Annotated in this window: 21 protein-coding genes; 13 read left to right on the forward strand and 8 right to left on the reverse strand. The window is 37.6% G+C overall.

What is annotated here, in order from left to right; genetic code table 11:
• Nucleotides 1–45 precede the first annotated feature (45 nt).
• Nucleotides 46–1593: a flavin-containing monooxygenase gene (locus tag I7H67_RS11840; RefSeq protein ID WP_198307924.1), complete on the reverse strand. Its 1548-nt coding sequence runs from the start codon at nt 1591–1593 to the stop codon at nt 46–48.
• A 121-nt stretch (nt 1594–1714) separates the two neighbouring features.
• Between I7H67_RS11840 and I7H67_RS11845 the strand changes: the two genes are divergently transcribed.
• The 4 genes from I7H67_RS11845 (at nt 1715) to I7H67_RS11860 (ending at nt 7052) form a co-directional block, all read left to right on the forward strand.
• Complete coding sequence (locus I7H67_RS11845; RefSeq protein ID WP_013198070.1) at nt 1715–2737, forward strand: AraC family transcriptional regulator; 1023 nt, start codon at nt 1715–1717, stop codon at nt 2735–2737.
• A 77-nt stretch (nt 2738–2814) separates the two neighbouring features.
• Entirely contained in the window at nt 2815–3957 is a 1143-nt protein-coding gene (gene zapE, locus I7H67_RS11850; protein ID WP_005304748.1) for a cell division protein ZapE, read from the forward strand.
• 367 nt (nt 3958–4324) lie between these two features.
• Nucleotides 4325–6490, forward strand: coding sequence for a malate synthase G (locus tag I7H67_RS11855; protein WP_111853776.1), 2166 nt, complete (start codon nt 4325–4327; stop codon nt 6488–6490).
• Between the two features lie 100 nt (nt 6491–6590).
• Nucleotides 6591–7052, forward strand: coding sequence for a GNAT family N-acetyltransferase (locus tag I7H67_RS11860; RefSeq protein WP_198307925.1), 462 nt, complete (start codon nt 6591–6593; stop codon nt 7050–7052).
• 51 nt (nt 7053–7103) lie between these two features.
• Here the strand turns inward: I7H67_RS11860 and I7H67_RS11865 are convergent, their stop codons facing one another.
• The 6 genes from I7H67_RS11865 to I7H67_RS11890 form a co-directional block, all read right to left on the reverse strand.
• Nucleotides 7104–7517, reverse strand: a complete 414-nt coding sequence (locus I7H67_RS11865) for an ExbD/TolR family protein (protein WP_198307926.1) — start codon at nt 7515–7517, stop codon at nt 7104–7106.
• A 19-nt stretch (nt 7518–7536) separates the two neighbouring features.
• Nucleotides 7537–7959: an ExbD/TolR family protein gene (locus I7H67_RS11870; RefSeq protein WP_192835936.1), complete on the reverse strand. Its 423-nt coding sequence runs from the start codon at nt 7957–7959 to the stop codon at nt 7537–7539.
• A 15-nt stretch (nt 7960–7974) separates the two neighbouring features.
• Nucleotides 7975–8853: a MotA/TolQ/ExbB proton channel family protein gene (locus I7H67_RS11875; protein WP_004642645.1), complete on the reverse strand. Its 879-nt coding sequence runs from the start codon at nt 8851–8853 to the stop codon at nt 7975–7977.
• Nucleotides 8854–8893: 40 nt separating this feature from the next.
• Entirely contained in the window at nt 8894–9607 is a 714-nt protein-coding gene (locus I7H67_RS11880) for an energy transducer TonB (protein ID WP_198307927.1), read from the reverse strand.
• A gap of 108 nt (nt 9608–9715) precedes the next feature.
• A complete protein-coding gene (locus I7H67_RS11885; protein WP_198307928.1) occupies nt 9716–12415 on the reverse strand; it encodes a TonB-dependent receptor in 2700 nt (899 codons plus the stop codon).
• 93 nt (nt 12416–12508) lie between these two features.
• Nucleotides 12509–12667: a hypothetical protein gene (locus I7H67_RS11890; RefSeq protein WP_198307929.1), complete on the reverse strand. Its 159-nt coding sequence runs from the start codon at nt 12665–12667 to the stop codon at nt 12509–12511.
• Nucleotides 12668–13195: 528 nt separating this feature from the next.
• On the opposite strand from I7H67_RS11890, the gene I7H67_RS11895 reads away from it, so the two are divergent.
• From I7H67_RS11895 to I7H67_RS11925, 7 genes are all read left to right on the forward strand, one after another.
• The gene (locus tag I7H67_RS11895) at nt 13196–14974 is read left to right on the forward strand and encodes an ABC transporter substrate-binding protein (RefSeq protein ID WP_198307930.1); all 1779 of its coding nucleotides are present in this window, start codon (nt 13196–13198) and stop codon (nt 14972–14974) included.
• Nucleotides 14975–14992: 18 nt separating this feature from the next.
• Complete coding sequence (locus I7H67_RS11900; RefSeq protein WP_198307931.1) at nt 14993–16813, forward strand: ABC transporter substrate-binding protein; 1821 nt, start codon at nt 14993–14995, stop codon at nt 16811–16813.
• A complete protein-coding gene (locus I7H67_RS11905) occupies nt 16814–18847 on the forward strand; it encodes a M3 family metallopeptidase (protein WP_198307932.1) in 2034 nt (677 codons plus the stop codon).
• Nucleotides 18848–18859: 12 nt separating this feature from the next.
• The gene (locus I7H67_RS11910) at nt 18860–19798 is read left to right on the forward strand and encodes an ABC transporter permease (RefSeq protein ID WP_005304778.1); all 939 of its coding nucleotides are present in this window, start codon (nt 18860–18862) and stop codon (nt 19796–19798) included.
• Nucleotides 19799–19805: 7 nt separating this feature from the next.
• Nucleotides 19806–20948 carry an ABC transporter permease gene (locus I7H67_RS11915; RefSeq protein WP_111853781.1) on the forward strand — a complete coding sequence of 381 codons (1143 nt, stop codon included), beginning with the start codon at nt 19806–19808 and terminating at the stop codon, nt 20946–20948.
• 12 nt (nt 20949–20960) lie between these two features.
• Nucleotides 20961–22694 carry an ABC transporter ATP-binding protein gene (locus I7H67_RS11920; RefSeq protein WP_198307933.1) on the forward strand — a complete coding sequence of 578 codons (1734 nt, stop codon included), beginning with the start codon at nt 20961–20963 and terminating at the stop codon, nt 22692–22694.
• 107 nt (nt 22695–22801) lie between these two features.
• Nucleotides 22802–23461, forward strand: a complete 660-nt coding sequence (locus I7H67_RS11925; protein WP_198307966.1) for an SOS response-associated peptidase family protein — start codon at nt 22802–22804, stop codon at nt 23459–23461.
• A gap of 58 nt (nt 23462–23519) precedes the next feature.
• On the opposite strand, the gene I7H67_RS11930 is transcribed toward I7H67_RS11925, so the two are convergent.
• Nucleotides 23520–23888, reverse strand: coding sequence for a hypothetical protein (locus I7H67_RS11930; RefSeq protein WP_004792677.1), 369 nt, complete (start codon nt 23886–23888; stop codon nt 23520–23522).
• 296 nt (nt 23889–24184) lie between these two features.
• On the opposite strand from I7H67_RS11930, the gene I7H67_RS11935 reads away from it, so the two are divergent.
• Complete coding sequence (locus tag I7H67_RS11935; RefSeq protein WP_198307934.1) at nt 24185–25042, forward strand: 3'(2'),5'-bisphosphate nucleotidase CysQ; 858 nt, start codon at nt 24185–24187, stop codon at nt 25040–25042.
• A gap of 57 nt (nt 25043–25099) precedes the next feature.
• The gene (locus tag I7H67_RS11940) at nt 25100–25834 is read left to right on the forward strand and encodes a histidine phosphatase family protein (RefSeq protein ID WP_192833436.1); all 735 of its coding nucleotides are present in this window, start codon (nt 25100–25102) and stop codon (nt 25832–25834) included.
• Nucleotides 25835–25873: the final 39 nt, after the last annotated feature.

A 25873-nucleotide genomic window follows, 5' to 3' on the forward strand; every position in this document is an offset into this window, starting at 1 on the left:
ATAATAGGTGGATTGTTTTAACCCACCTATTATGTCTTGAACATTTTAAGCTGCATAGCTCTGTGCGCTTTTATTTAAGAGTAAATAATCTTTAGGATTAACTTTGCGCGTTTCTAACCAGTACTTCCATGTATAGGTGGGCCATAGTGAAAAGTTTTTTCCATCGGCAGATTGATACCAACTACTACAACCTCCAGCTTGCCACACAGTTCCTTGAAGCTGAGTTTGAACCCGTTCGTTAAAAGCATCTTGAACTTCCGGTTTGATCTCAATTGCTTTTTGCCCAGACTTTTCTACGAGTTGAATGAGTTGTAAAATGTAATTTACTTGAGATTCAATCATAAAAATAACCGAATTATGACCTAATACTGTATTAGGGCCGACCAATTGAAACAGATTAGGAAAGTTTTTAGTCATAATGCCATAATAACTTTCAGCACCTTTTTTCCACGCCTGTTTTAACTCGATTTGATTGCGTCCAATACATGTGAAATGTTTCAAATAAATACGTGGGTCAGTAATAAAACCTGTACCGTAAATTAAACAATCAATAGATCGTTCTTTACCATCTTTAGTGATAATACTGTTTTCTTTAATTTCTTGAATATTATCCGTTACTAGCTCAACATTTTTACGGTTAAATGTAGGGAAATATTTATTTGAAATAAGAATACGTTTACATCCCATCACAAAGTCAGGTGTAAGTTTCTTGGCTACTTCTTTATCTTTCACTTGGAAGCGAATGAAAGCTTCTGCCAATTTTTGACCATATTTCATAATTTGGGGTTGAACAATGGGTACAACGCGCGACTCATTACTCCAATAAAGACGACTACGATGAATTTGACGATAAAGATTAGAAGATTTGAATAATGCTTTACTCAAACGAGAGTATTTACGTTCATCTCGTGGTATTACCCAAGCTGCCGTTCTTTGGAATACATAGAGCTGTTTAACATCTCCAGCTATTTCTGGAATATATTGAATCGCGCTACCACCAGTACCAATAGATGCGACTGATTTACCATTTAGGTTATAGTCGTGTTCCCACTGTGAGGAATGAAAAACTTTTCCTGTGAATTTTTCGATGCCTTGAATATGGGGGATTTGTGGGATGTGTAGGGGGCCTGATGCAAAAACAACAAATTGAGCTTTAATCGAAGGCTGATTTTTAAAATCAAGAGTCCACACGTGACGCATTTCATCATATTGGACATGAGTTACATCGTGGTTGAACTTACAGTAATTTTTAATCTTATATTTTTCTGTAATATCTTGAATATATTCAAATATCTCTGGTCCCTCAGCATAACGTTTCGACCAGTCTGTTTTAGGGGCAAATGAGAGAGAATACATATGAGATTGAACATCACATGCCGCACCAGGGTAGCGATTTTCGCGCCAAGTTCCGCCGACATCGTCTGATTTTTCTAAAATAACAAAGTCTTGCTGTTGATTTTGCAGTAAGCGAATTGCCATTGCTAGGCCACCAAATCCAGCACCAATAATAGCGATTTTAGTTTTTTGAATAGCATCTTGCTTTGTGTTTAGCATTGGAAACCCTGCATAAGCTGAAAAGAGGATTGCAGGCAAGACTAACGTTTTTTGATCAGTTTAAACATGATTGTATCGACGTGAAAATTGATAGATTCGGCAATTAATTTTCTTTCTTCTTTATAGTAAAACATTTGAGTCTAGGGAAATTGATAGAAGAATGAAACGGTCGATACTTGGTTTAATGTATTTAATTCAAGGAATGCGCAATGCGGGCATTGATGTCGACTCACGTTTGGCTGGTATAGGAATTAAGGTTGATGCTTTAGATCCGAGCTCCACAATTCATGATCGCCTAGAATGGGATATACAACAAATTATTAGCGAAAATGTTGAACCTGAAAAGGGTCTATTCATTGGACAGCATTATGCTTTGGCCGGTTACGGACCACTACTTATGTTGCTTGTAACAAGTAATGATGTTCAAACTGCATTAAGTAAAGGGATAAAATATCAAAGACTTACACATTTGTTTGGTGCTTTAGGGCTTTATGAAACGGATGAGCGTACCATCTTAAATTATTTGCCTGTTGATTTGAAAACCCAAGTGGGACAGTTGCGGGCACAATGTGAAGTTTCAGGAACTTATAAATTTATTCAAGATATTTATATGATGATGGGATTAGAAATGCCCGCTATGCGTATAGAACTTCCATTTGAAAAACCAACAGATTCAGAGACCTTATCTCGCTATTTTGCATACTATGGCGATGATGTGCACTTTAATGGTAAATATGCAGCATTTAGCCTAAGCAAGGATGTGCTTGAAATCAAAATTCCTTCTGCGGATATCATTACACATCGTATTTATGAATCAAAATGTATTACAGAAATAACAAGATTAAATCAACAAGATCACCAAACTCCACATATCATACAATGTGTGCAAGATTATCTTGAGTTGCAACAAGGAATTATCCCGAGCATGGCGGAAACAGCTTTTGCATTGAAAATGCCTGAAAGGACTTTAAGGCATCAATTGCAACAGTTAAATACGAGTTATAAGCAAATTCGTGAACAAATTATCAAGAATAAGGCATTAAAGCTTATGGAATATAGAGAATACTCAATAGAAGTTATTGCCGACTTACTCGGTTATTCTGAACCAGCGGCATTTAATCATGCATTTAAACGATGGTTTGGACAGAGTCCTCGACAATATGGCAAAGAGTCATCTTCGTAATTCTTGATGCTAAAAGCTAATGTGGTTGAACAAAATGTTCGCTATACTCCTATCAGTTAAAATTGAAATAAAACGATATGTTAAATTTAAAATCTTCTCATAGTACTGCATTCTCACCTTCTTCCCCAGCAGAACGCTATGCTGAGGCTTTAGCTTCAGGCCAGTTTATGGCAGATGAAGCGCAAGCACAGGCAGTGCAAGAATTAGACCGTGTATGGAAAGAACTTTTAAACCGTTATAAAGCCTCTAAAAAAGCTTTCCGTCGTTTTCGCCGCCAAACCTCACCTAAAGGTGTCTATATGTGGGGTGGAGTAGGCCGTGGAAAAACTTGGCTTATGGATCAATTTTATGAGTCAGTGCCATTTCGTCGTAAAACACGTATGCATTTTCATCATTTCATGCAACATGTTCATAAAGAATTAAACAAGCTTTCTGGTCAACGTAATCCACTTGAAATTGTGGCTGACCAAATTTATAAAGATGCAGTCGTTATTTGTTTTGATGAGTTCTTTGTATCAAACGTAACTGATGCAATGATCTTAAGTGATTTATTCCAAAAATTGTTTGTTCGTGGCGTGACATTGATTGCTACATCAAACATTGCACCAGACGGTTTATATAAAAACGGTATTCATCGTGACCGTTTCTTGCCAACAATTGAAATGGTTAAAAAGAACTGTACTGTTTTAAACGTAGATGCAGGTGTGGATTATCGTTTACGTGTCTTAAAACAAGCTCAATTATTTAAATCACCATTAAGTAATGAAGTGCAAAGTTGGATGGCGGAACGTTTTAGTGCTTTAACACACACACAAGCTCATTCTCAAGAACCGATTGTGATTAATAATCGTGTTGTCGAGACTCTAGGACATACAGAAGATGTGTTGTGGTGTGAGTTTTCTGAACTTTGCTTTAAACCACGTAGCCCAGCAGATTTTATTGAAATTGCAAATATCTATAATACGGTTCTGGTAAGTAATGTTCCGCATTTAACAGATTTCTTATCTGAAGGTACACGTCGTTTTATTTATCTAGTCGATGAGTTTTATGATCGTGGAGTAAAGTTACTTTTAACTTCGCAAGATAGTATTATTGATATTTATCAAGGTGAAAAATTAGCCTTTGAGATTGAGCGTACTCGTTCGCGTTTATTGGAAATGCAATCGGATGAATATTTGCATTCTGAACATCGCCATATTGATGAAACTAAAAACGCATAAAAAATAGATATGAAAAGCGCTCTTTATAGGGCGTTTTTTTTTACAACAAAAATAGATAAATTTAGTTAAATAATGCTTTTTCAGACTGCAAAGTTTGATATAACTAAATACGCTTTAGAAAAATAAGATAGTGAAATTTTTTGTCTGTTAACAAAAAGTCTAGTTTCAGTATCTTTAAATATTGAATAAATTGTTGGGAATCCTAGTTAGAATTTTAATATTTCCTATATAGGAAAATTTATCTTTGTCAATAGTTTTACAAGGGAAAATGCTTACTATTTAGGAATGTGATATTAGTATTCAGCTTAATTTAAATCGGTATACTAGGATTCTCTTGGTATAAAAAGTAGCAACTTCAGGAAAGACAATGACTGCACGTATTCAAAAAGGCAAGTTAGCGATTGCTAAAGAACTTTACGATTTTATCGAAAATGAAGCTTTACCAGGTTCTGGTTTAGATAGTGAAACTTACTGGAAGAACTTTGAGCAAGTTGTTGTCGATCTTAGCCCAAAAAATAAAGCATTATTGGCTAAGCGTGATGAATTACAAGCAAAAATTGATGAATGGCACCGTAACAATAAATTTGAATTGGGTGCTTATAAGGCGTTCTTAACTGAAATTGGTTATTTATTGCCAGAAGTTGAAGATTTTCAAATTACAACTGAAAACGTTGATGAAGAAATCGCATTATTGGCAGGGCCACAGTTAGTTGTACCTGTACGTAATGCACGTTATAGCTTAAATGCAGCAAATGCGCGTTGGGGCTCTTTATATGATGCACTTTACGGCTTCGATGTAATTTCTGAAGAAGGTGGCGCTGAAAAAGGTAAAGGATATAACCCTGTACGTGGTGCAAAAGTGATTGAGTTCGCTAAAAACTTCTTAAATGAAGTTTTCCCACTTGCACAAGGCTCACATGCAGATGCGACAAAATATGCGATTGAGCAAAACAAACTTGTTGTGACTTTGAAAGATGGTTCAAAAACAGGTTTAGCTCATGAAGCTCAGTTCGTTGGTTTCAATGGTGAAGAAGCGAACCCTACAGAAGTTGTTCTTTTAAGTAATGGCCTTCATGTCATTATCGAAATTGATGCATCTAGCCCAATTGGTCAAACTGATTTAGCGGGTGTTAAAGACTTAACATTCGAAGCGGCTGTAACTACTATTCAGGATTTAGAAGATTCTGTTGCGGCAGTAGATGCTGAAGAAAAAGTTGAAGGTTACCGTAACTGGTTAGGTTTAATGAAGGGTACGCTTCAAGAATCTATCGAGAAAAATGGTAAAACGATTGTTCGTGATTTAAATAAAGATCGCGAAATTAAAAATTTAATTGGTGGTACAACGAAACTTCATGGTCGTTCACTTATGTTGCTTCGTAACGTAGGTCATTTAATGACTAACCCAGCAATTTTAGTAGATGGGGAAGAGATTTTCGAAGGTATTATGGATGCATTGGTAACGCCATTGTTGTCAGTTGCGGACATTCGTAGTGAAAACGAAAACAAGAACTCTCGTAAAGGTTCTATGTATATTGTTAAACCGAAAATGCATGGTCCAGAAGAAGTTGCGTTTGCTGTAGAGCTATTTGAACGTGCTGAACAGGCGATTGGCTTACCACCTAAATCGTTAAAAATCGGTATTATGGATGAAGAGCGCCGTACATCTGTAAACTTGAAAAACTGTATTGCTGCTGCAAAAGACCGCACGATCTTTATTAATACTGGTTTCATGGACCGTACTGGTGATGAAATTCATACTTCAATGGAAGCTGCACCAGTTGTTCGTAAAGAAGCCGTAAAAACACAAAAATGGATTGCTGCTTACGAAAACCGTAACGTTGCAATTGGTTTGAAGACTGGTTTACAAGGTAAAGCACAAATTGGTAAAGGCATGTGGCCAAAACCAGATAGCATGAAAGATATGTTGGCAACTAAAGCTGCACATCCAAATGCGGGTGCTTCATGTGCTTGGGTTCCATCTCCAGCAGGTGCAGTACTTCATGCGATGCATTACCATCAAGTGAATGTTAAAGCACGTCAAGATCAGTTGAAAGCTGAAGAAATGTTGTCATTAGATGACTTGTTAACTCCTCCGTTTGCACCAGAAACAAACTGGTCAGCAGAAGAAATCAACAATGAGCTTGAAAATAACTGCCAAGGTATTTTAGGTTACGTTGTTCGTTGGGTTGACTTAGGCGTGGGTTGTTCGAAAGTTCCTGACATTAATAATGTAGGCTTAATGGAAGACCGTGCAACATTACGTATTTCTTCTCAACACGTAGCAAACTGGTTACGTCACGGTATTGTGACTCGTGAACAAGTTGAAGAAGTACTTAAACGCATGGCAAAAATTGTTGATGAGCAAAATGCGAATGATCCATTGTATAAACCAATGGCTGCTAATTTTGAAACTAACATTGCTTTCCAAGCAGCTTCTGATCTCATCTTTAAAGGTTGTGAACAGCCTTCAGGTTATACTGAGCCGTTACTTCATGCTGCTCGTTTAAAGTTAAAAGGTTATACAGGTGACTAATTTTAACCTGTCATAAAAAAAGCCTCTTCGGAGGCTTTTTTTATTCTCGGTATATTTTTTGCTTAAACTAAGAAAATGTATCTCTAAAGGATTTTTGAATTTGATTAACTTGAAAAGTCTAGATCGTGAGAATTGGCTTCTATGCGCAAAATTATCATTGGATGAATCTCAAAAAGACTATGTTGAACCAAATGTTTATTCTATTGCTGAGTCTAAAGTGGAAGAACATTACTGTCCAAGAGTGATCTGTTTCAATAATGACGTCATTGGGTTCTTAATGTATTGCGTCGAAATTGATCCACCTGATGAGACATTATTCTGGTTATTTCGTTTTATGATTGATAAAAATAATCAAGCTAAAGGTTATGGTACCGAAGCATTACAAATTGCAATTGATGAAATATTTACAAAAGGAGCTAAACGAATTCGAACTATGTATAAATCATCTAATCATTATGCTGGAAAACTTTATAAAAAATTGGGTTTTATAGAAACTGGAGAATATGATGAATGTGGAGATATTATTTTAGAGTTGAATATTTCCCTTCAAAAAAAACGCTAACCGAAAATTCCAGTTAGCGTATGAAGTAATAGAATAGATTTAAAAGCAATATTAGTTACTGCTCACAATTCCAATTTTAGTGACACCTAAACGCTGTGCTGTAGCCATAACCATTGCTACGTTTTTATATTCAGCCATTTGGTCAGGTTTAAGTTTGATCTGGTCTTGATCTTTTTTGGCAATAACACCTTGAAATAAAGTTTCTAGTGCCTTGCGGTCAGAAACCTGTTGGTTATTCCAAAATACTTTGCCAGCAGCATCAATACGAACATCAATGACTTCAGGTGGCTTTTCATTTGTTGGTGGCGGTGTACCATTTGGCAAATTAATATTAATCGCGTTGTTTGGCGCAGGTATGGTAATAATAAACATAATAATGAGTACCAGCATGACATCAATAAGAGGTGTCATGTTGACTTCTAACATCACGTCATCATCATTATTTGAGCCGACATTCATACCCATAAAATTCTCCTTAAGTTAATTACGGGGAGGCTGGAGGGCTAGTAACAAAGGCAATTTTGCCAATACCGGCTTGTTTGGTGGTGCTAATAACCTGATCTATTGCCTCAAAATGGGTAAGCTGATCTCCACGAATGTGTACCTCTGGCTGAGGCCTTTTTTGTGCAACTGCTTGAAGCTTTGATAGCAATATTTCTTTATTAGGCACATAGTTTTCATTCCAGAAAATATCTCCTTTCTTGTTCACAGAAAGTTGAATATTTTCAGGTGTGGTGGCATATGGCGTATTTTTTTCTTCTGGTAGTTTCACAGGAACCGTATGTGTAACTACCGGTATTGTAATGAGAAAAATAATAAGTAAAACCAACATGACATCCACGAGAGGCGTCGTGTTAATTGTGCCAATCATTTCATCATCATCTTCAGAGCCAACACTCATACCCATAATGTTTACTCCTGATTATTTAATGCTGCGGTTAATGGAGTTATTGGTATTAATTTCTCCGCTTAATAAAACCGCATGCAAATCTGAACCAAACGAACGGACATTTTCCATAACTGCTTTATTACGGCGAGTTAGCCAGTTGTAACCAAGTACAGCGGGTACTGCGACTGCAAGACCAATAGCTGTCATAATTAAAGCTTCACCGACAGGACCAGCAACTTTATCAATAGATGCCTGACCTGAAATGCCGATAGCTGTTAATGCGTGATAAATTCCCCAAACCGTACCAAAAAGACCAACAAATGGTGCCGTTGATCCAACTGTTGCCAAGAAAGCTAAACCACCACCTAAGTGATTTTGAATTTTTTCAATTGCGCGTTGAATTGAAATGCTTACCCATGTATTAAAGTCAATACGTTCAAGTAAAGAGCCGCCGTGTGATTTGGTTGAATTAATGCCTTTTTCTGCAATAAAGCGATATGCACTGCTTTGCTCTAGATTGTCGGCTGCATTATCTAGTGAAGTTGCTTCCCAAAAACTTTTCTCTGCTTCTTTACCTTGGCGCTTTACTTTAGCTTGCTGTAAGAATTTAGAAATAATGATGTACCACGTACCAATCGACATGAGTACTAATATAAATAAAGTAGATTTAGCAACTAAATCTCCCTCACGCCAAAGCGCTTCTAGGCCATAGGGATTTTTAACAGTTTCGCTAGTTGCTGGCTTTGGTGGTGGAGTTGGAGTATTTGCATTTGAAGTGGCTTCAGTAGTTGCTGTTGCAACAGGAGTATTCGTTTCTTCTGCAAAAACCGAGCTTAATGGAAGTAAAGAGCATGCTGCGATTAAACTTGCAGAAGCGAAGCGTACTAGGTGTTGAGTTGGTTTTTTCATCATATTATCTCCAATATTTTTAATTTCTTGCTAATTCAGTTGATTATTCAATTACGAATGGATATTCAATTTCATACCAGTCTTGCTGAGGCACGCCATCTTTCATTGCTGGTTTGAACGTACATAAGCTGTAAGCTTTAGTTGCCGCCTTATCTAAAATTTTGCTGCCACTCGATTTTTTTACTTTGGCATCAATAACTTTGCCGGATGTATCAACCAGAACACGTATACGCACTGTCCCTTGTTCTTCATTCATCAATGCTTCACGAGGATATTCCGGTTTTTCACAGCCAGCAGAACCCTCTGAAACACCACGACTTACACCAGCTGGTTTGGGTGCCGGCGCAGCAGCCACTGGAGCAGGTGCGGCAACAGGGCTTGGTGATGGGGTGCTAGGTGCAGCAGGAGCTGGAGTAGCCACTTTAGTTGGTTGAGCTACCGGTGCCGTTTTTTGTACCGGTGTCGCTATTTTCTCTACTTGTTTAGGCGGCTCAGGAACTTTGGCAACTTTTTCTACCATTTTAGGTGGCTCAGGCGGTTTTTCCTTAGGTTTTGGCTCCTCTGGTTTAGGTGGAGGAGGTGGTTTAATATCTTGAATAATTTGTAATTCCACAGGTTTTTCTGCTGGTTTTTGAATATTGTTTGCTAAACCTGACATCAGAATATAGGCAACAATAAGATGCAGAAAAAGTACTGCGGCAATACCAATAAGGCGCTTTGCAGATTTATTTTCTATGTCTGTAAAAGTCATGCCCATAGTTACTCCTGAAACTTGAGACAAACAATTCTTAAATTAATGTTTGACTAAGGGTGAGTATTCGGTCTGCAAACACGATGTCTAAAGTCGTGTTTGCAAAATAACCAATTAGAACTTGTATGTACCACGTAAATAGTATGTACGTCCTGTTGGGTCACCATACCGAGGGTCATATCCGTATTGGAAATTATCTAAAACGTTTGAAGCAGACGGGTCTTCATCGAAAATGTTTTTAATACCCGCTGTTAGCTCAAGATTTTTAAAGCCTTTATAGGTACCAGAAATATTGTAGAGGGTATAATCACTAACTTTGTGATGATCATATTGTTCTTCACCTATCTGATTTTGATCATCGTAACCACGTACAAACTGTTGTTCAAAAACTAATCTCCAATTTTCATATGCCCAGTTAATATTAGCTGTGTGTTTCCATCGGACAACAGCAGGGTCTTCATATAGGCCAACCTGTCCTGTCCATGGCTCACCTTTTGAGTCGCGATAATCTAGTTTGGATACATAAGTCCCATCAATTCCAAAGCCAAAACGGCCAGTGGATGTCATTGGAGTTAAATAATTCAGGCTAATATCAAAACCTTCTGTTTTCATACCACCAGAGTTGAATAAGTTGGTTTTTATATAGTCGATAGTACCATCAGCATTTCTTACAAAAAGAGCAGAGTATTTTTCAGGTTCTCCAAAGATGGTGGCTTCTCCCACCTGAGCAATCAGGTCGTCAATTTTAATGTTGAAATAGTCAACCGTTAGTACAAGGTTTTTAATTGGCTCGAAAACAAAGCCGGCAGTAAATGATTTTGATTCTTCTGGTTGTAAATCTTTTGAGCCTCCCTGTAATTTCATAAATTGAGTATTACAAAAGTCATTTTTATTTTTACCTTCTACGACCTCACCGCCTGGGCAGTAAAGTGGGTCATTATATTTTGCACCAGTATAAGTTTTGCTTTGAGCCGCATTAATCTCATATAGGCTTGGTGCACGGAAACCTGTGCTATATGAGGTACGGAACATGAGTTGTTTTAATGGCTCCCAACGGATCGCGAATTTAGGATTAAAAGTATCGCCAAAGTCACTATAGTCATCATAACGGGCTGCAAGTTGTGCTTCGATCGTTTTGGTTATAGGTATTTGTAATTCTGCAAATGCAGAGGTAATATCTCGGTCACCAGAATTATCGGGTGTATTAGGATCTGTACCACTACTAGGAGCTTGACGGACTAAATCTGCATTAATATGTTGTTTCCAATCTTGATTAGTAAAGCTCCCTCCTAAGGCAAAACCAACTTCACCAGCAGGTAAAGTAAATATAGGGCGGCTAATACTGAAGTCAGCAGTAGTGGATTCTAAAGTTGCTTCATTGTATTTTCCTTTAACTGATAAAGTATTCCAGATATTAGGAACACTACTTTCACCAAATGGGTTTAATGTTCCGTTATTTAAGGCATCTTGTAATTTAGTCTTATTTAATTGACCAGTAACGAAATTATCTGAGGCTTCACTTTTTGCATAGGTAACACCTGTATTTAAATCCCATCCCCATACTTCACCTTCCAGACCAGCAAAAAGCCTATGTGATTCATTAATTGATTTAGCTATACGGTTCCCTGCATGTGAGCGTAAATAGAGTTCTAGGGGGGCACCACTTAACCCATTAACGCTAGGAACAATACCATTGCCTGGATAATATGGACTATCACTTGGAAGGGTGACGCGAGTTGAAAGATTGCTACGACTAAATGGGTCAGGGGCAACAGAGGTGATAACTTCACTACGTGAATAAATATATTCACCAATAGCATTTAAATTATCATTAACTTTGAATGTACCACGTCCCAGAACAGAAACGTTTTCTACGTCTGGTTTGATACCTATCAAAGCTTGAGTATTTGCATAACAGAATCCATCTTCTGCTGACTCTGTAGGGCCCAAACATTGACCATTTTGAGCATAGGGATTTCCTGAAACTCCAGATATAGGGTCATAAAAATTTGAGGTAAAGGCATTAGCAGAGCGTCCATCAAGACCGAGTTCTGGTAATACTCCTCCACGTTCAGAAATTTTTCGGTCTTTTGCCATAATGCCGTTAGTACGACGATAATCTATAACACCGAAAATATTAAAACCATCTTCATCTAAGTCACCGTAGCCACCAAAGATAGAAATATCTTGTTTGTCACCACCTTGGTGTTCTGGTTGTAATAAGCCTGCGCTAATACCCAAACCTTGATATGTTTTTTTTGTAATGAAATTAATAACCCCTGCAACAGCATCAGCACCATATACAGCTGAAGCACCATCACGTAAAACTTCAATACGATCAATCATTGCTAAAGGAATAATATTTAGGTTTACGGTGGAAGTACCAAAAGGGTTCGCTGCGAGGCGTCGTCCATTAAGTAAAACGAGTGTTTTATCGCTACCTAAACCCCGGAGGTTAGCGGTAGAGCCATCAGTATTAGTGGCACCCACGTTCTGGTCAGTTGAAAAACCTGCCTGATTTGAACTTACACGGGTTAATGCTTCTTCAACTGTAGTAACGCCAGCATTTGCGAGATCTTCGCCTTTAATAATGGTAATGGGTGAAGCACTTTGTGCTGCAACCCCTTTGATTGAAGAACCTGTAACGGCAACTTTGACAACTTTTGTTGGTTTATCATCATTACTTGATGGTTCAGTTTCTGCTGCTTGTGCCAGGGTAAGACACATTATGCTTAAACTAAGGGTGCTTAATTTAAGAATTGTTTTGCCAATCTTGGGGGTTACCTGAGATCGAACATTGTATTTTTTTTTCATCGTGGATTTGATCCCTTTTTGTTGTAGTTAGCGATATTGCTGGAAAGTTTTTAAGCAAAGCAAGTGCCAACTATATATTTTTCTTTTTTTAGTTTATGCAAAATATTGATATATATTTATTTTATTATGTTTGTGGTGAGGATTTAGTGTTTTATCTTCACCTAAAAAATTTTCCATTTGGTAAGTTTTTATACAGTGGCCAAAAGTTCCAAAAATATTTGTACAAAAAGTAATCATTGTTGGATTTTTCATGTATCGATTCGTATCTTTTGTATCTTTTTAGAACTTTATTAAATGTAATTGTATAATGTAACATTTCTTTTATTTTATTATTTTTTAATATAAATTAGTGCCTTAGGTTGATATTTTTTGTTTGATCTATAAAAAAATTATGAACTAGAATGAAACATTCATGACTTTTAATTGTGCATTATGGGCTAATAATGGATAAGTTATATAAATATAATATTTGGCAAAAACTTACTTTTATTTATATAGTCCCAGAAGTTTTAAGTGCCTAATTAAAATGTAAATTTTAAATATTTCTATATGAATTATTCTTGATCATAAAATATGGCATGAAATTCGCTTTATATTAGATAGTTACAGCTTTCTAATTTCATTATGATGTTTTCCATTCGATCAAATAAAAGATTGAATAGAAAGGTTAATAATTTACAAAGAAGAAAGTAGTCCATTGAGAAAGAACTTTTCTTATTCGGATTTAGATGTTACTCAAAAGGATAATATCTTTAAAAAATTAATTAAGTAGGTAGGAACTTGAAATTAAAAATTTTTAAGCTCGCCATTTTAAGTCTGGCTATTACATCAGTTTCTTGTGCTTTCGCCCAAACGCCTGCGCAACCAAACAAAATATTACACGTTGCCTATGAAGCCCCTGATGATGGTTTTGACATGGTTAAAACCACCAATTTTTATAGTGCCAGTATCGCGGAAACTATATTTGAGCCTTTACTCAAATATGATTATTTAGCTCGTCCCGTACAGTTAGTTCCATATACGGCTGAAAGCCTGCCTAAGGTGGAACAAGACGGTAAAGTTTATACATTTAAAATTAGGTCTGGTATTTATTTTACCAATGACCCTGCTTTTAAAGGTAAACGCCGTGAGCTGGTAGCTGAAGACTACGTCTATACAATTAAACGCATTTTAGATCCTGAAAATAGGGCACCTTCAGTTTCTTTTATTGAGGGTAAGTTGTTAGGTGCAGATGCAGTTGTAGCTCAAGCAAAAAAAACGGGAAAGTTTAATTATGCTACTCCAATTGCTGGGGTCAAAGCACTTGATCGATATACTCTACAATTTACTTTGACTCGCCAAGATTTTAATCTTCCTTATATTCTTGCTTATATTGCATTTGGGGCCGTTGCTAAAGAGGCTGTTGACTATTACGGTGACCGTATCGGCATGCATCCGATAGGTACAGGACCTTACATGTTAAGTAAATATGTACCGAGAAGTAAGGTCGAATTAGTTGCCAATCCTGATTATCGAGGTTTTGTCTGGAATTTTAAGTCAACAGGCACGCCGTGGGATAACCAGCTTATTAAAGAAATGAGCGGTAAGAAAATGCCCCAAATTGGTAAGGTTGTAGTCAGTATTATTGAGGAACAACAGTCACGATGGTTAGCTTTTCAGTCTGGTCAATTAGATTTTGACAGACTTACAGCAGATGCTGTTCCTCAAGCTTTAGATGGAAATCAACTTAAGACTTCTTTTCAGAAAAGGGGAATTAAGCATTTTCCAAATAAAGAACCTGAAATGACCTATACGATGATGAACATGCGTGATCCGGTCATTGGTGGTTTTAGCCCAGAAAAGATTGCACTTCGTAGAGCAATTACGTTGGCATATAATCAAAAAGAAAGTATAAGACTGGCTTACAAAGGCCAAGCTGTTAGAGCAGAAATGTTCATACCTGAAGGTGTAAATGGATATAACCCCAAGTACAGAAGTAGTGTAGGGTACAATCCATTATTGGCAAATAAATTACTTGATTATTATGGTTATAAAAAAGGGGCTGATGGCTATCGAAACTTGCCAAACGGAAAACCTTTAGTTTTAAAAATTAATAATGAAAATAGCTCAGCATCGGTTATTCACTCTGAACTCTGGAAAAAAAATCTAGACGCGATTGGTATTCGCGCAGAATTCAAAGTGAGTAATTTTGCAGATAACTTAAAGGCTGCAACTCAATGTAAATATATGATTTGGAGCGGCGCATGGATTGCTGACTATCCTGAAGGAGACAATTTTGCACAATTACTGTATGGACCAAATGCTGGTCAGGGAAACCATGCTTGTTACCAGTCTAAAACATATGATGCCCTTTATAATCAAGCCACTCATTTACCACCCCAACAACGTCTACCATATTATGAAAAGCTTAACCGCCAGATTGAAGCTGATAATCCCTGGATTATTCATGTAACGCGAATTCGTAATTGGTTGATACGGCCACAAGTTCAGGGTTTTAAACCTCATCCAATAATGAACACAAACTGGCAATATCTTGATATTACCCCTGTTAAAAAATAATTTTAGATAAAGATAAATATGACTGAAAATTTGATAAAACAGCTCAAGCATTGTGGTGTCGGTTTTTTACTTGCTAGCATGGCATTAACTGGTTCTACAGCTCTAGGTGCTAAAAGCCCAGCCGATCCCAATAAAGTTCTACGTTACGTATTCCCGACAGCAGAAACAGGTTTCGACCCAGCTTATATCCATGATCTATATTCGGCACATGTAACCACTTCAATATTTGAAACTTTATATACCTATGACTACTTAGCAAGGCCAGCAAAACTTGTTCCGAAAATAGCCACAGCCATGCCAGAAGTTAGTGCCGATGGTCTGACCTATACCATTCACATAAAAAAGGGTATTTATTTTACACCGGACCCTGTTTTTAAAGGTAAACCACGAGAATTAACAGCCAATGATTATGCTTATTCTTTTAAGCGTTTATTGGACCCGAATTTACGTTCTCCAAATAGCTGGTTGTTAGAGAACAAAATTGAAGGTATGGATGCATTAATAAATGCAGCCAATAAAACTGGAAAATTTAACTATGACGAAAAGGTAATTGGTTTACAAACACCAGATAGATATACCTTGGTGATTCGTTTAGTTAAGCCAGATTATAACTTTCCTTTGTTACTGGCACATGACCCTACAGGTGCGGTGGCACGTGAAGTCATCGAAAAATATAAAGATAAAGCAGGTTATGTAATGGGCCATCCTGTAGGGACTGGACCTTATGTACTCAGTAAATGGGTACCAGCATCACGAATTGTTTTAAAAGCGAATCCTGATTTCCGTGGTTTTACTTGGAACTTTGCTGCCAGTAGCCCTGAGGATGAGGCAATTGTAAAACGCCTTAAAGGTAAAAAAATGCCTCAAATAGGCACAATTGATATTCAGGTTATGGAAGAAAATCAATCACGATGGCTGGCATTTCAGCGTGGTGAAGTTGATATATTTCAACTTGAAGGTCAACTGATCGCAAAAGCAATTAAAGACGGTAAATTAAGACCTGAACTTGCTAAAGAAGGTGTGCAGCTATCTCGTATTGTTGATCCTGAAATTAGCTATATCTATTGGAACCTTAAAAATCCGGTCGTTGGCGGAATGAGTAAAGAAAAGATTGCTTTGCGCCGTGCAATAGCAATGTCTCGTTCAATAGATCAAGAAATTAAATTAGTAAGAAATGATGATGCTCAGCATTTAGATTTTCCAGTTCCACCTGGGGTAGTGGGTAACGATCCACAGTATAGAAGCAGTACACCATATTCCGTGAAAGCAGCAAATTTACTATTAGATCGATATCACTATAAAAAAGATGCCTCAGGTTGGCGTACACAGCCAAATGGTAAGCCTCTGGTCATTGAATATATGGCGCGTAATGACAGTATCGGGCAGCAAAGTGCTGAACTTTGGAAAAAGAACTTTGATAGTTTAAATATTCGCATGGTCTTTAAACCCATGCTTTTTGCAGACCTCATTCGAGCGCAAAAACAATGTGAAGGTATGTTTGGTTCTTCTGCATGGATAGCAGATTATCCAGATGGGGATAATTTTATGCAGAATTTTTATGGACCCAATACGCATATGACGAACTGGTCTTGTGGTTCGACACCAGAGTTTGATCAGTTATATCGTCAGACACAACAAATGCAAGCAGGTCCTGAGAGAGATGCGCTTTATCGAAAAATGACACGTTTATTAGAAGTGTATATGCCTGTTCAGGTCTCTTATGCACGCTACCGAAATATGCTGGCTCAACCACAAATCATTGGATATAAAAAGCATCCAATTTTACATGCTGAGTGGATGTATTTTGATATCGATACACATACTAAATCTAATCATTAAATGAAAAAAATTGGAGATATGATGAAAAATAATGCATTAAAAATGACAACTTTATGTATGTTAACCATAGGTATAAGTCAGTTTGCAACGGCAGAGACAACACGTCCTACTTTGCCATTACTTAAAGCACAACAACTCCCAGCATGGTGTGATGCTAATTTAAAAAAGATTCAACAACAGATTACTATTTTTGAAAAAACGCCTGTGAAAGATAATGCAGCAGCGGCACCTATATTGGCAAAATGGGATAAAATTTTTGCGCATTTTGAAGATTTCTCAGGTCCGATAAGTCTATATAGTAATGTAGATCCAGATGCAAAGTTACGTAAGGCATCTGAAGACTGTGAAATCAAAATTAATCAGTTTCACACTGATATATTTCAGAACCCGAAGCTATATAACTTAATTAAAAATACACAAGCAACAGACCCAATTGACCAAAAATACCGCCAAGATATTCTAGATCAGTTTGAAGACACAGGTGTTCAACTTGAACCAGTGAAGCGTGCACGAATGAAGGCCATTCTGGATGAGCTGACCAAACTCGAACAAGAATATGCCCGTAACGTCCGTGATAATCCGGAGAAACTTGAGTTTACTCCGGAAGAGATGAAAGGCTTACCTCAAAGTTATATTTTAGCATTAAAGAAAAATGCTAAAGGCAATTATTTATTAGGGTTTGAATATCCTGAATATCGTCCTTTTATGGAGTTGGCAGATAATGATGATGCTCGGAAAAGATATCAAATTGCCTTTACTCGACGTGGTACTGAGCAAAATTTAAAACTACTTAAACAAGCAATTGATTTGCGTTATGAGCTTGCTCAGTTATTTGGAAAAGCAAGTTATGCAGATTGGGTTTTAAAAGACCGTATGGCTAAAACGCCTGAAGCTGTAAATCAATTTTTAGCAGAAGTCCAAAAAACGGTAGCACCACTTGAACGTAAAGAAGTAGAAGAACTCCGTGCATTTAAAGCACAAATTTTAAAAACGCCATTAGAAAAAACCGTGATCACACGTTGGAGTGAAGCTTACTGGAGTGAAAAACTTCGTAAGAATAAATATCAGATTGATCAGGAAAAACTTCGTGATTATTTCCCCACTTTAGCTTCTCAAAAATGGTTATTTGCCATTTCATTTGACCTTTATGGCATTGATTTTAAACCTGTCAAAGTGAAAGCATGGCAGGATGAAGTTGAATATTACGATGTAGTTGACAGAAAAACAGGAAAGCTTCTTGGCGGCTTATATATGGATAAATTTCCTCGTGAAGGGAAGTATGGCCATGCTGCCGTTTGGGGAGTATACGGTGGCAGCACTTTAACCAATCGATTGCCCATTTCGGCTTTGGTCACCAATTTTAACCGTAAAGGTTTAAACAGTGACGAGCTTGAAACTTTTGTTCATGAGTTTGGTCATGCCTTACATGGCATTTTATCAAATACACGTTATGCCAGTCAGTCAGGAACATCCGTAGAGCGTGATTTTGTAGAAGCGCCGTCTCAAATGTATGAAGAGTGGGCACGCCGTAAAGAGACTTTATCTAAAGTGGCCGATTATTGTGATCCAGCATGTCCACGTGTTGATGATGAACTAATTGCCCGTTTAAAAGCTGTACATAACTATGGTCGTGGCTTGCGCTATGCGCGTCAGACTCTTTATGCACAGTACGATATGTCATTGCATACTGCTGATGCCTTAAAAGTAAAACCTTTAGAAAATTGGCAAAAAATGGAAGCTGCTACAGCTTTAGGTTATGTACCAACAACCGAATTCCCGGGGCAGTTTGGGCATTTGATGGGTGGTTATCAAGCAGGTTATTACGGATATATGTGGTCTGAGGTTTTAGCTTTAGACATGCTTTCTGCCTATGGGGACAACCTTAATAACCCGCAAGTTGGACAGCGTTACCGTCAAACCATTTTGTCACAAGGTAGCCAAAAACCGGCAGCTGAATTAGTTAAAGATTTCCTTGGCCGTGAACCTGATAACAAAGCGTTCTTTAATGAAATTACCGGACAACGGGTTAAATAAGGAATTATCACTATGCTGGCATATGTTATTCGGCGTTTATGGCAGATGATTCCAACCATGTTGGGGGTAGTCTTACTTATTTTTATTCTTTTTAACTGGGTAGGTGGCGATCCTGCTTATATTTTAGCGGGCAAGATGTCTAATCCTGAGCAGATTGAAAACATTCGTAAGCAGCTTGGTGTCGATCAGCCTTATTACGTTCAGCTCTGGATTTTCATTAAACAAATACTGACTTTTGACTATGGTGCAAGTTGGAGTACTGGCGAACCTGTTTCTCAAATTATTTTAACTCGATTAGGGCCATCGCTCACGCTTTTAATTCCACTGACTATTTTACAGACGGTTATTTCAATTATTTTGGCATTAGCTGTTGCAGCTGTACGTGGTTCTCTAACCGACCGTATGGTCATGATGTTATGTACCATCGGCATGTCGATCAGCATCTTAGTTTACATTATCGTTTTTCAATATGTTCTGGCTTATCAGCTAAGTTGGTTTCCTGTACAAGGCTGGAGCGATAGCTTTACTGATAATTTATTTAAGTTTGCCTTACTGCCGATTCTAATCATGCTGGTGGTGAGTATTGCACCGACTTTACGTTTATATCGTAGCTTTGTGCTTGATGAAATTAATCAGGACTATGTTCGAACAGCACGTGCTAAAGGTGTAGGTGAAAGCCGAATTTTAGGTGTACATGTACTGCGGAACGCTTCAATTCCTATTATTACCGATGTGATGTCAACTTTACCTGCATTGCTCATAGGCGCATTTTTAATTGAACGTTTTTTTGGCATTCCCGGGATTGGTCGAGAGGTGATTATTGCAGTTGAGCGGAGTGATTTTCCTGTAATTAAGGCAATTACAGTTTACATCGCCGCTGCAACTATGATTTTTAACCTGATTGCCGATTTGGTCTACAAAGTGGTTGATCCACGTGTACAGTTGAAGTAGGTGGGCTATGCTGAGCGTTTTATCAAAAAGAAAACAACAAACAAAAGCCGAAGCTCATTCATCTGGCCTGTGGAAACTTGCCATGCGTCGTCTTCGGGCCGACAAGATCGCAATGTCATCGCTAGTGATTGTATTGCTTTATTTTATTATCTTAGTTCTATCAATGACGGGTGTGATTGCATCTGACTGGAATAAAGAGGTTGCGGTAAGTTATGCACCACCTACATTTATAGGCGCAGATAAGACAACAGGTGCAGGGCAAAATGCAGCAGCGATTGAAGAAGAGTTACCGATAAATCCAGTTGATCCTTTAAAAGATGTAATTCACCAACTCAAGGCTGAAATTAAACAAGAAAAGAGTGCTGGAAGTGCAATTGATTATTATGGTGTAGCTGACCCTTTAGCTGATGATATGAAAGCAATTGATCAGCAACTGGGAGGACATTTACTTGATCAGCAAAGTGAACTTAAAAGCACACTTATATTTGGAGCTGACAAATGGGGACAAGACGTCCTTAAAAAGACCATTAAAGGTGCTGAAACATCAATTATTGTTGGGGTGATATCCGCTTTACTTGCGGTAGGCATCGGTACACTTTTAGGCGCAATTTCTGGATATTTTGGTGGTTGGGTTGATGACATTCTCAACTGGTTTTATAACATTTTTACTTCAATCCCATATTTATTATTAGTGCTTGCTATTGCTGCCGTACTTCAACAAAAAGGCATTTTATCCATTGTTCTGATTTTAGGTTTAACGGGCTGGACGGGTGTTTATCGTTTAATTCGTGCCGAATATATGAAACATACTGCACGTGAGTATGTTCTTGCTGCTAAAGCAATTGGCGTTGGACACTTCCGTCGTATGTTTATTCATATTTTCCCTAATGTCAGCCATATCGCTTTGGTCCAAATGTCAATTTTGGTGGTGTCTTTCATTAAATCTGAGGTCATCTTGAGTTTCTTAGGTTTTGGTGTGCCAGTAGGCGTAGTGTCTTGGGGGAGTATGTTAAATGAAGCACAAAGTGAACTTCTTTTAGGTAAGTGGTGGCAGCTTGTCGCAGCCTCTGTCGCGATGGCTGTTTTGGTAACGGCATTTTCAATGTTTACTGATGCACTCCGTGATGCATTAGATCCAAAACTAAAATAAGAGGAAATCCTAATGTCAGAACATGAAAATAAGAATGCGCCGTTACTGCATGTTAAAAATCTACGAGTAAGTTTTAAAGATGAAGATAAACAATATATTGAAACTGTGAAAGGAATTAGCTTTGACATTCCAGAAAACACCACGGTTGCTTTAGTAGGTGAGTCGGGTAGCGGAAAATCGGTTACTTCCTTGGCAACTATGGGATTACTGCCGGTAGGTCAGAGTAAAATTGATGAGCAAAGTAAAATTATATTTGAAGGTAAAGATTTACTGAGCTTATCTCGTACAGAGATGCGTAAAATTTGTGGCAAAGATATTGCGATGATTTTTCAGGAGCCGATGTCATCATTAAATCCTGTTTTTACGGTTGGCAATCAAATTGCAGAAGTGTTGTGTTTGCATATGGGATTGAGCCGTAAACAGGCCCGACAACGCGTTTTAGAGTTGCTTAAAGAAGTAGGTATTCCTTCACCTGAAACTAAAATTGATGCCTATCCAAACCAACTTTCGGGTGGTCAACAACAACGTGTCATGATTGCTATGGCGATTGCGTGTGAGCCTAAACTGCTCATTGCCGATGAGCCGACTACGGCACTTGATGTCACGATCCAAAAACAGATTATTGATTTACTTGAGTCATTGCGTAAGCGCCGTCAAATGTCGATGCTTTTCATTACTCACGATTTAGCGTTGGTTGGTGAAATTGCAGATAAAGTCATTGTGATGCGTCATGGCGAGATTAGAGAGCAAGGCGTTGCTGAAGAGGTTCTTGAACAGCCTAAAGATGTATATACGAGAGCATTACTTTATTGTCGCCCGCAAATGTCGCAACGACCTTATCGTTTACCAGTGACCAGCGATTTTATGCGTCAAGAAGACAACATCTTGGTCGAACAAAGCTTTGATGCTTCAGAAATTCCCGAGCGCAAACGTGGCTTAAATGGTGATGAACAAATCATTTTAGAAGTAAAAGACCTGAAAAAAAGCTTTTATAGCCGTAAAGGCCTATTTGGCAAAGAAGAGTTTCAGGCCGTTAAAGGAGTTTCTTTTAAACTTGCTAAAGGAAAAACCTTGGGTTTAGTCGGTGAGTCAGGTTCAGGTAAAACGACTGTTGGGCTATTACTCATGCGCTTACATCAGGCATCTGGTGGGCAGGCTTTCATCGAAGGTAAAGATATCCTTTCATTAACTGAAAAAGAGTTTGCTAAATATCAACGAAAGATTCAGATCATTTTTCAAAACCCATATGCCTCTCTTAATCCACGTTTTACCATTGGGCAGATATTATTAGAGCCTATGCAAATTCATGGTATTGGTAAAGATGATGCTGAGCGCAAACAAATTGCGCTTGGTTTACTTGATAGAGTGAATTTACCTGAACAAGCTTATTATCGATACCCGCATGAGTTTTCAGGTGGGCAACGTCAACGTATTGCGATTGCACGCTGTTTAACGCTAAAGCCTGAAATTTTGATTTGTGATGAATCTGTTTCAGCGCTCGATGTTTCAGTCCAAGCGCAGGTACTTAACTTATTACAAGATTTACAAGATGAGTTTGGGCTGAGTTATATCTTTATTTCACATGACTTATCGGTTGTGAAATATATCTCTGATCAGGTGATGGTCATGAATCATGGAGAGGTTGTGGAAATTGCCAATTCGGATGAGCTCTATGCACATCCTCAACATGATTACACTAAACGTCTATTGCAGGCGATTCCTCAAGGGATTCAACACATTTCATAAGCGTAAAGTTATGTCGTTAAGGGCACTTTCGAGTGCCTTTTTATTTGGTTTATTGCCTAAATGCTTATAAAATAACAGAAGTAAATATAGAGTATTTTATTCTTGCTATGTGTGCCAACTTTAAACCTTTAACTCTTGCTCAATTACAGCAATTTCAGTTGCCTTTGGTTGGCTTTAGCTATGCCGAAGAGGTTTATCCTGCGGGAACAATGCCACTATTATTCAAATCACCACAAGGTCTTGAATGGCGTGAAGTCATGTTCGGCTTGGTTCCAAAGTGGGCTGAAGATACCAACATAGCGAAACATACTTACAATGCCCGTCATGAAACGATTTTCCAAAAACCGAGTTTTCAAGAAGCTGCTCTTAAATGTAAGTTTGGGGTAATTCCAGTGACCGAGTTTTATGAAAGTAAATATATAAATGATAAGCCGGAACGATGGGGTGTACGCCGTAAAGATGGGCAAGCTTTTTTCATTGCAGCGATTTATGAAATTTGCAAAATTAATGAGACGGTTATTCGTTCTGCAAGCATGTTAACTATGGATGCCATCGACCATCCCATGATGAAAGACTTTCACGAACCAGGCGATGTCAAAAGATCAGTGATTGTGATTCCACATGACCGACTAGAAGAGTGGTTAAGTTTAGAATCACCTGATATTTCCAGCTTTATCGAAGGCTTTCCGGTTGAAGAATTTGAATGCTCTCATGTGCCAAAAGAAAAAGTTATAAAACCGACACCACAGTTAAGCATGTTTGACTAATCTATCTAAAATAAGATGAGGTTATTGATATCAACTCTGAATCAATAACCTATATTGTTTATTCAATATTTTTACTTAATGTTTGTACTTCAGAATCTTGAGCTAGATAACTCAATTCAATGGGTGAAATAACAAAAGTTGTATTATCTGAGGTTTGTTTAAATACAAAACCATATTCAAAAGACTGGCTACTTTTGTTTGGTAACCAGAATAGATAAGGACATCCTGTATAACTACCATCCCAACCCATTTCTCTTGCTAAAGCTAAAGCTGTATCTGATTTTGCAATGATTTCTTTAAGAGATTCTTTATCTCTTGTTGAAACGTCACCATCATCATCTGCAAATGTTTGTAGGAACTCATTTAAGGGCGTAAGTTCTTCCCAGTTACGTTCTATTGTTGAGAAATGATATCCATATAGCATCATGTGCGCTTTCTTCCATCTTGTTATTGTGTGATTGAACATAACAAGAAATAAATGAAAAGGAAATGGATGAATCTGATTTAAGTTGTTTATTTTTCATAACTTATAGATTGTTTTTTGTACACAATAATAGTTTTTTTAACCTCATCATTATTCATATTAACTATATAGTGTGCATACAAAGTCTCGTTCATCTAATCATTAAGATAAATTACTTTTTTAGTAAATCAAACTGTTGGCGAATATTGAATTGTTCATAATTCACCTATAATAGAAATGAAACTATGTAGAGCATATTTATGTTTATAACAACTACGCGCCCACAAGATACTTTGATTAATCAGCTTCTTCCAGTCTTGGAACAAGCGAGTCAGATCCTATTACAAGAATATCAAAATTATTCTGCGGGTTATGAGTTTACTATTCATGAAAAACAAGACGATTCACCTGTAACTCAAGCAGATTTAAAAGTGAATCTTTTCTTATTAAAGCACTTGGCAGAGATTACCCCAGACTTGCCTGTTTTGTCTGAAGAAAGCGATTATAGTTCTCGCCATGACTGGTCTACATGCTGGATGTTAGATCCTCTTGATGGAACTAAAGAGTTTATTCATGAGCGTGATGAATTTACGATAAACCTAAGCTTGATTAAGGGTAAAGAGACAATCTTTTCAGTTATTGCGGTGCCATGTGAACAAGTCGTGTATTTAGGATATCTGCAAGATTTACCTTTTAAATATAGTTTTAGTCAAAAGCAGTGGTATCAATATCAGATAATTTCGCCTTCGCTAGATGCACCTATACAAATAGGACTTAGTCATGGCAGTAAAAATCCGAAATATCAAAGATTTATTCAGCCTATCGAAAAAGAACATAACATTATTAGAAGAGAAGCAGGAAGTGCCTATAAATTTTGCATGATGCTGGAAGGTGAAATAGATATTTACCCGCGATTCCATCCAACTTCTGAATGGGATACAAGTTCTGGTCAAGGGTTGTTGGAAAGTATAGGTGGTGGTTTACTTACTCTTGATGGAAAACCTTTTGAATATAACCAGAGACACACGGTTTTAAATAAGGGCTTTATCGCATTTCGTGATCAGGAAAGCAAAAAAATAGCATTTGAAGCATTAGCCCAATCAGGTGTTATAGATTGAGAGTTATGCCAGACATGTTATAGTGGCAAAGTATTGAAAAAAGATGACAAGATAACAATGGCACTCGATTTATTGCCTAAAAGTATGTTTGAAGCAATTGATTTATTGCCCGATGCTTCAACTCCCGTGACCTTATTTACGCGCCATTCTTTAAGAGAACTTGTGGATGGGCAGGGTTTAGCAGGATATGACCTCCAACTTACTCCTCAAGGGCGTGAGCTTGCGCAGGCATGGGGTAATTATTTAATTAAAAATACAGATCGTGTTATCCAGCATTGTATTTCAAGTCCAATACAACGTTGTGTCGATACGGCTGCGCTCATGATTGAAGGGGCTGATGATGTAAGTCCCGAATCTAATACGCATACTATTGAAATTATTGAGCAAGGACTATTGGTTGAACCCGGTAGCTTTGTACTAGATATACAGCAAGCTGCTCCTTATTTTAAAAAACAAGGCGCTTTGGGTTTTATTAATAGTTTTGTTAATAATGCATTACCTGGTATGAAACATCCCATTACCGGGGTTTTAGATGTGTTGGAACTTATTTATCAGACTCATCCTAAAACAAAAAGTGGGCTGAGTTTAGCTGTTAGTCATGACACAATTATTGCTGCCATAGTTGCCGTAATTTCAGGCAACAATCAAATACAAAAAGCAGATTGGCCAGAAATGATGGAAGGCCTGTTTGTGTGGTTTGAAGGGGATGAATTTCCAAATTGTAAATTGAAATGGATTTGGCGAGGTAAGGCCTATGAGCTGAATGTAGCCAAATTTAACACAGGGCTATAAGGTCAAAAAAGATAGGTAATAAAAAAAGCCCAATAGGGC

It is taken from the genome of Acinetobacter sp. ACIN00229 (genome assembly GCF_016106645.1).
Taxonomy (GTDB): domain Bacteria; phylum Pseudomonadota; class Gammaproteobacteria; order Pseudomonadales; family Moraxellaceae; genus Acinetobacter; species Acinetobacter oleivorans.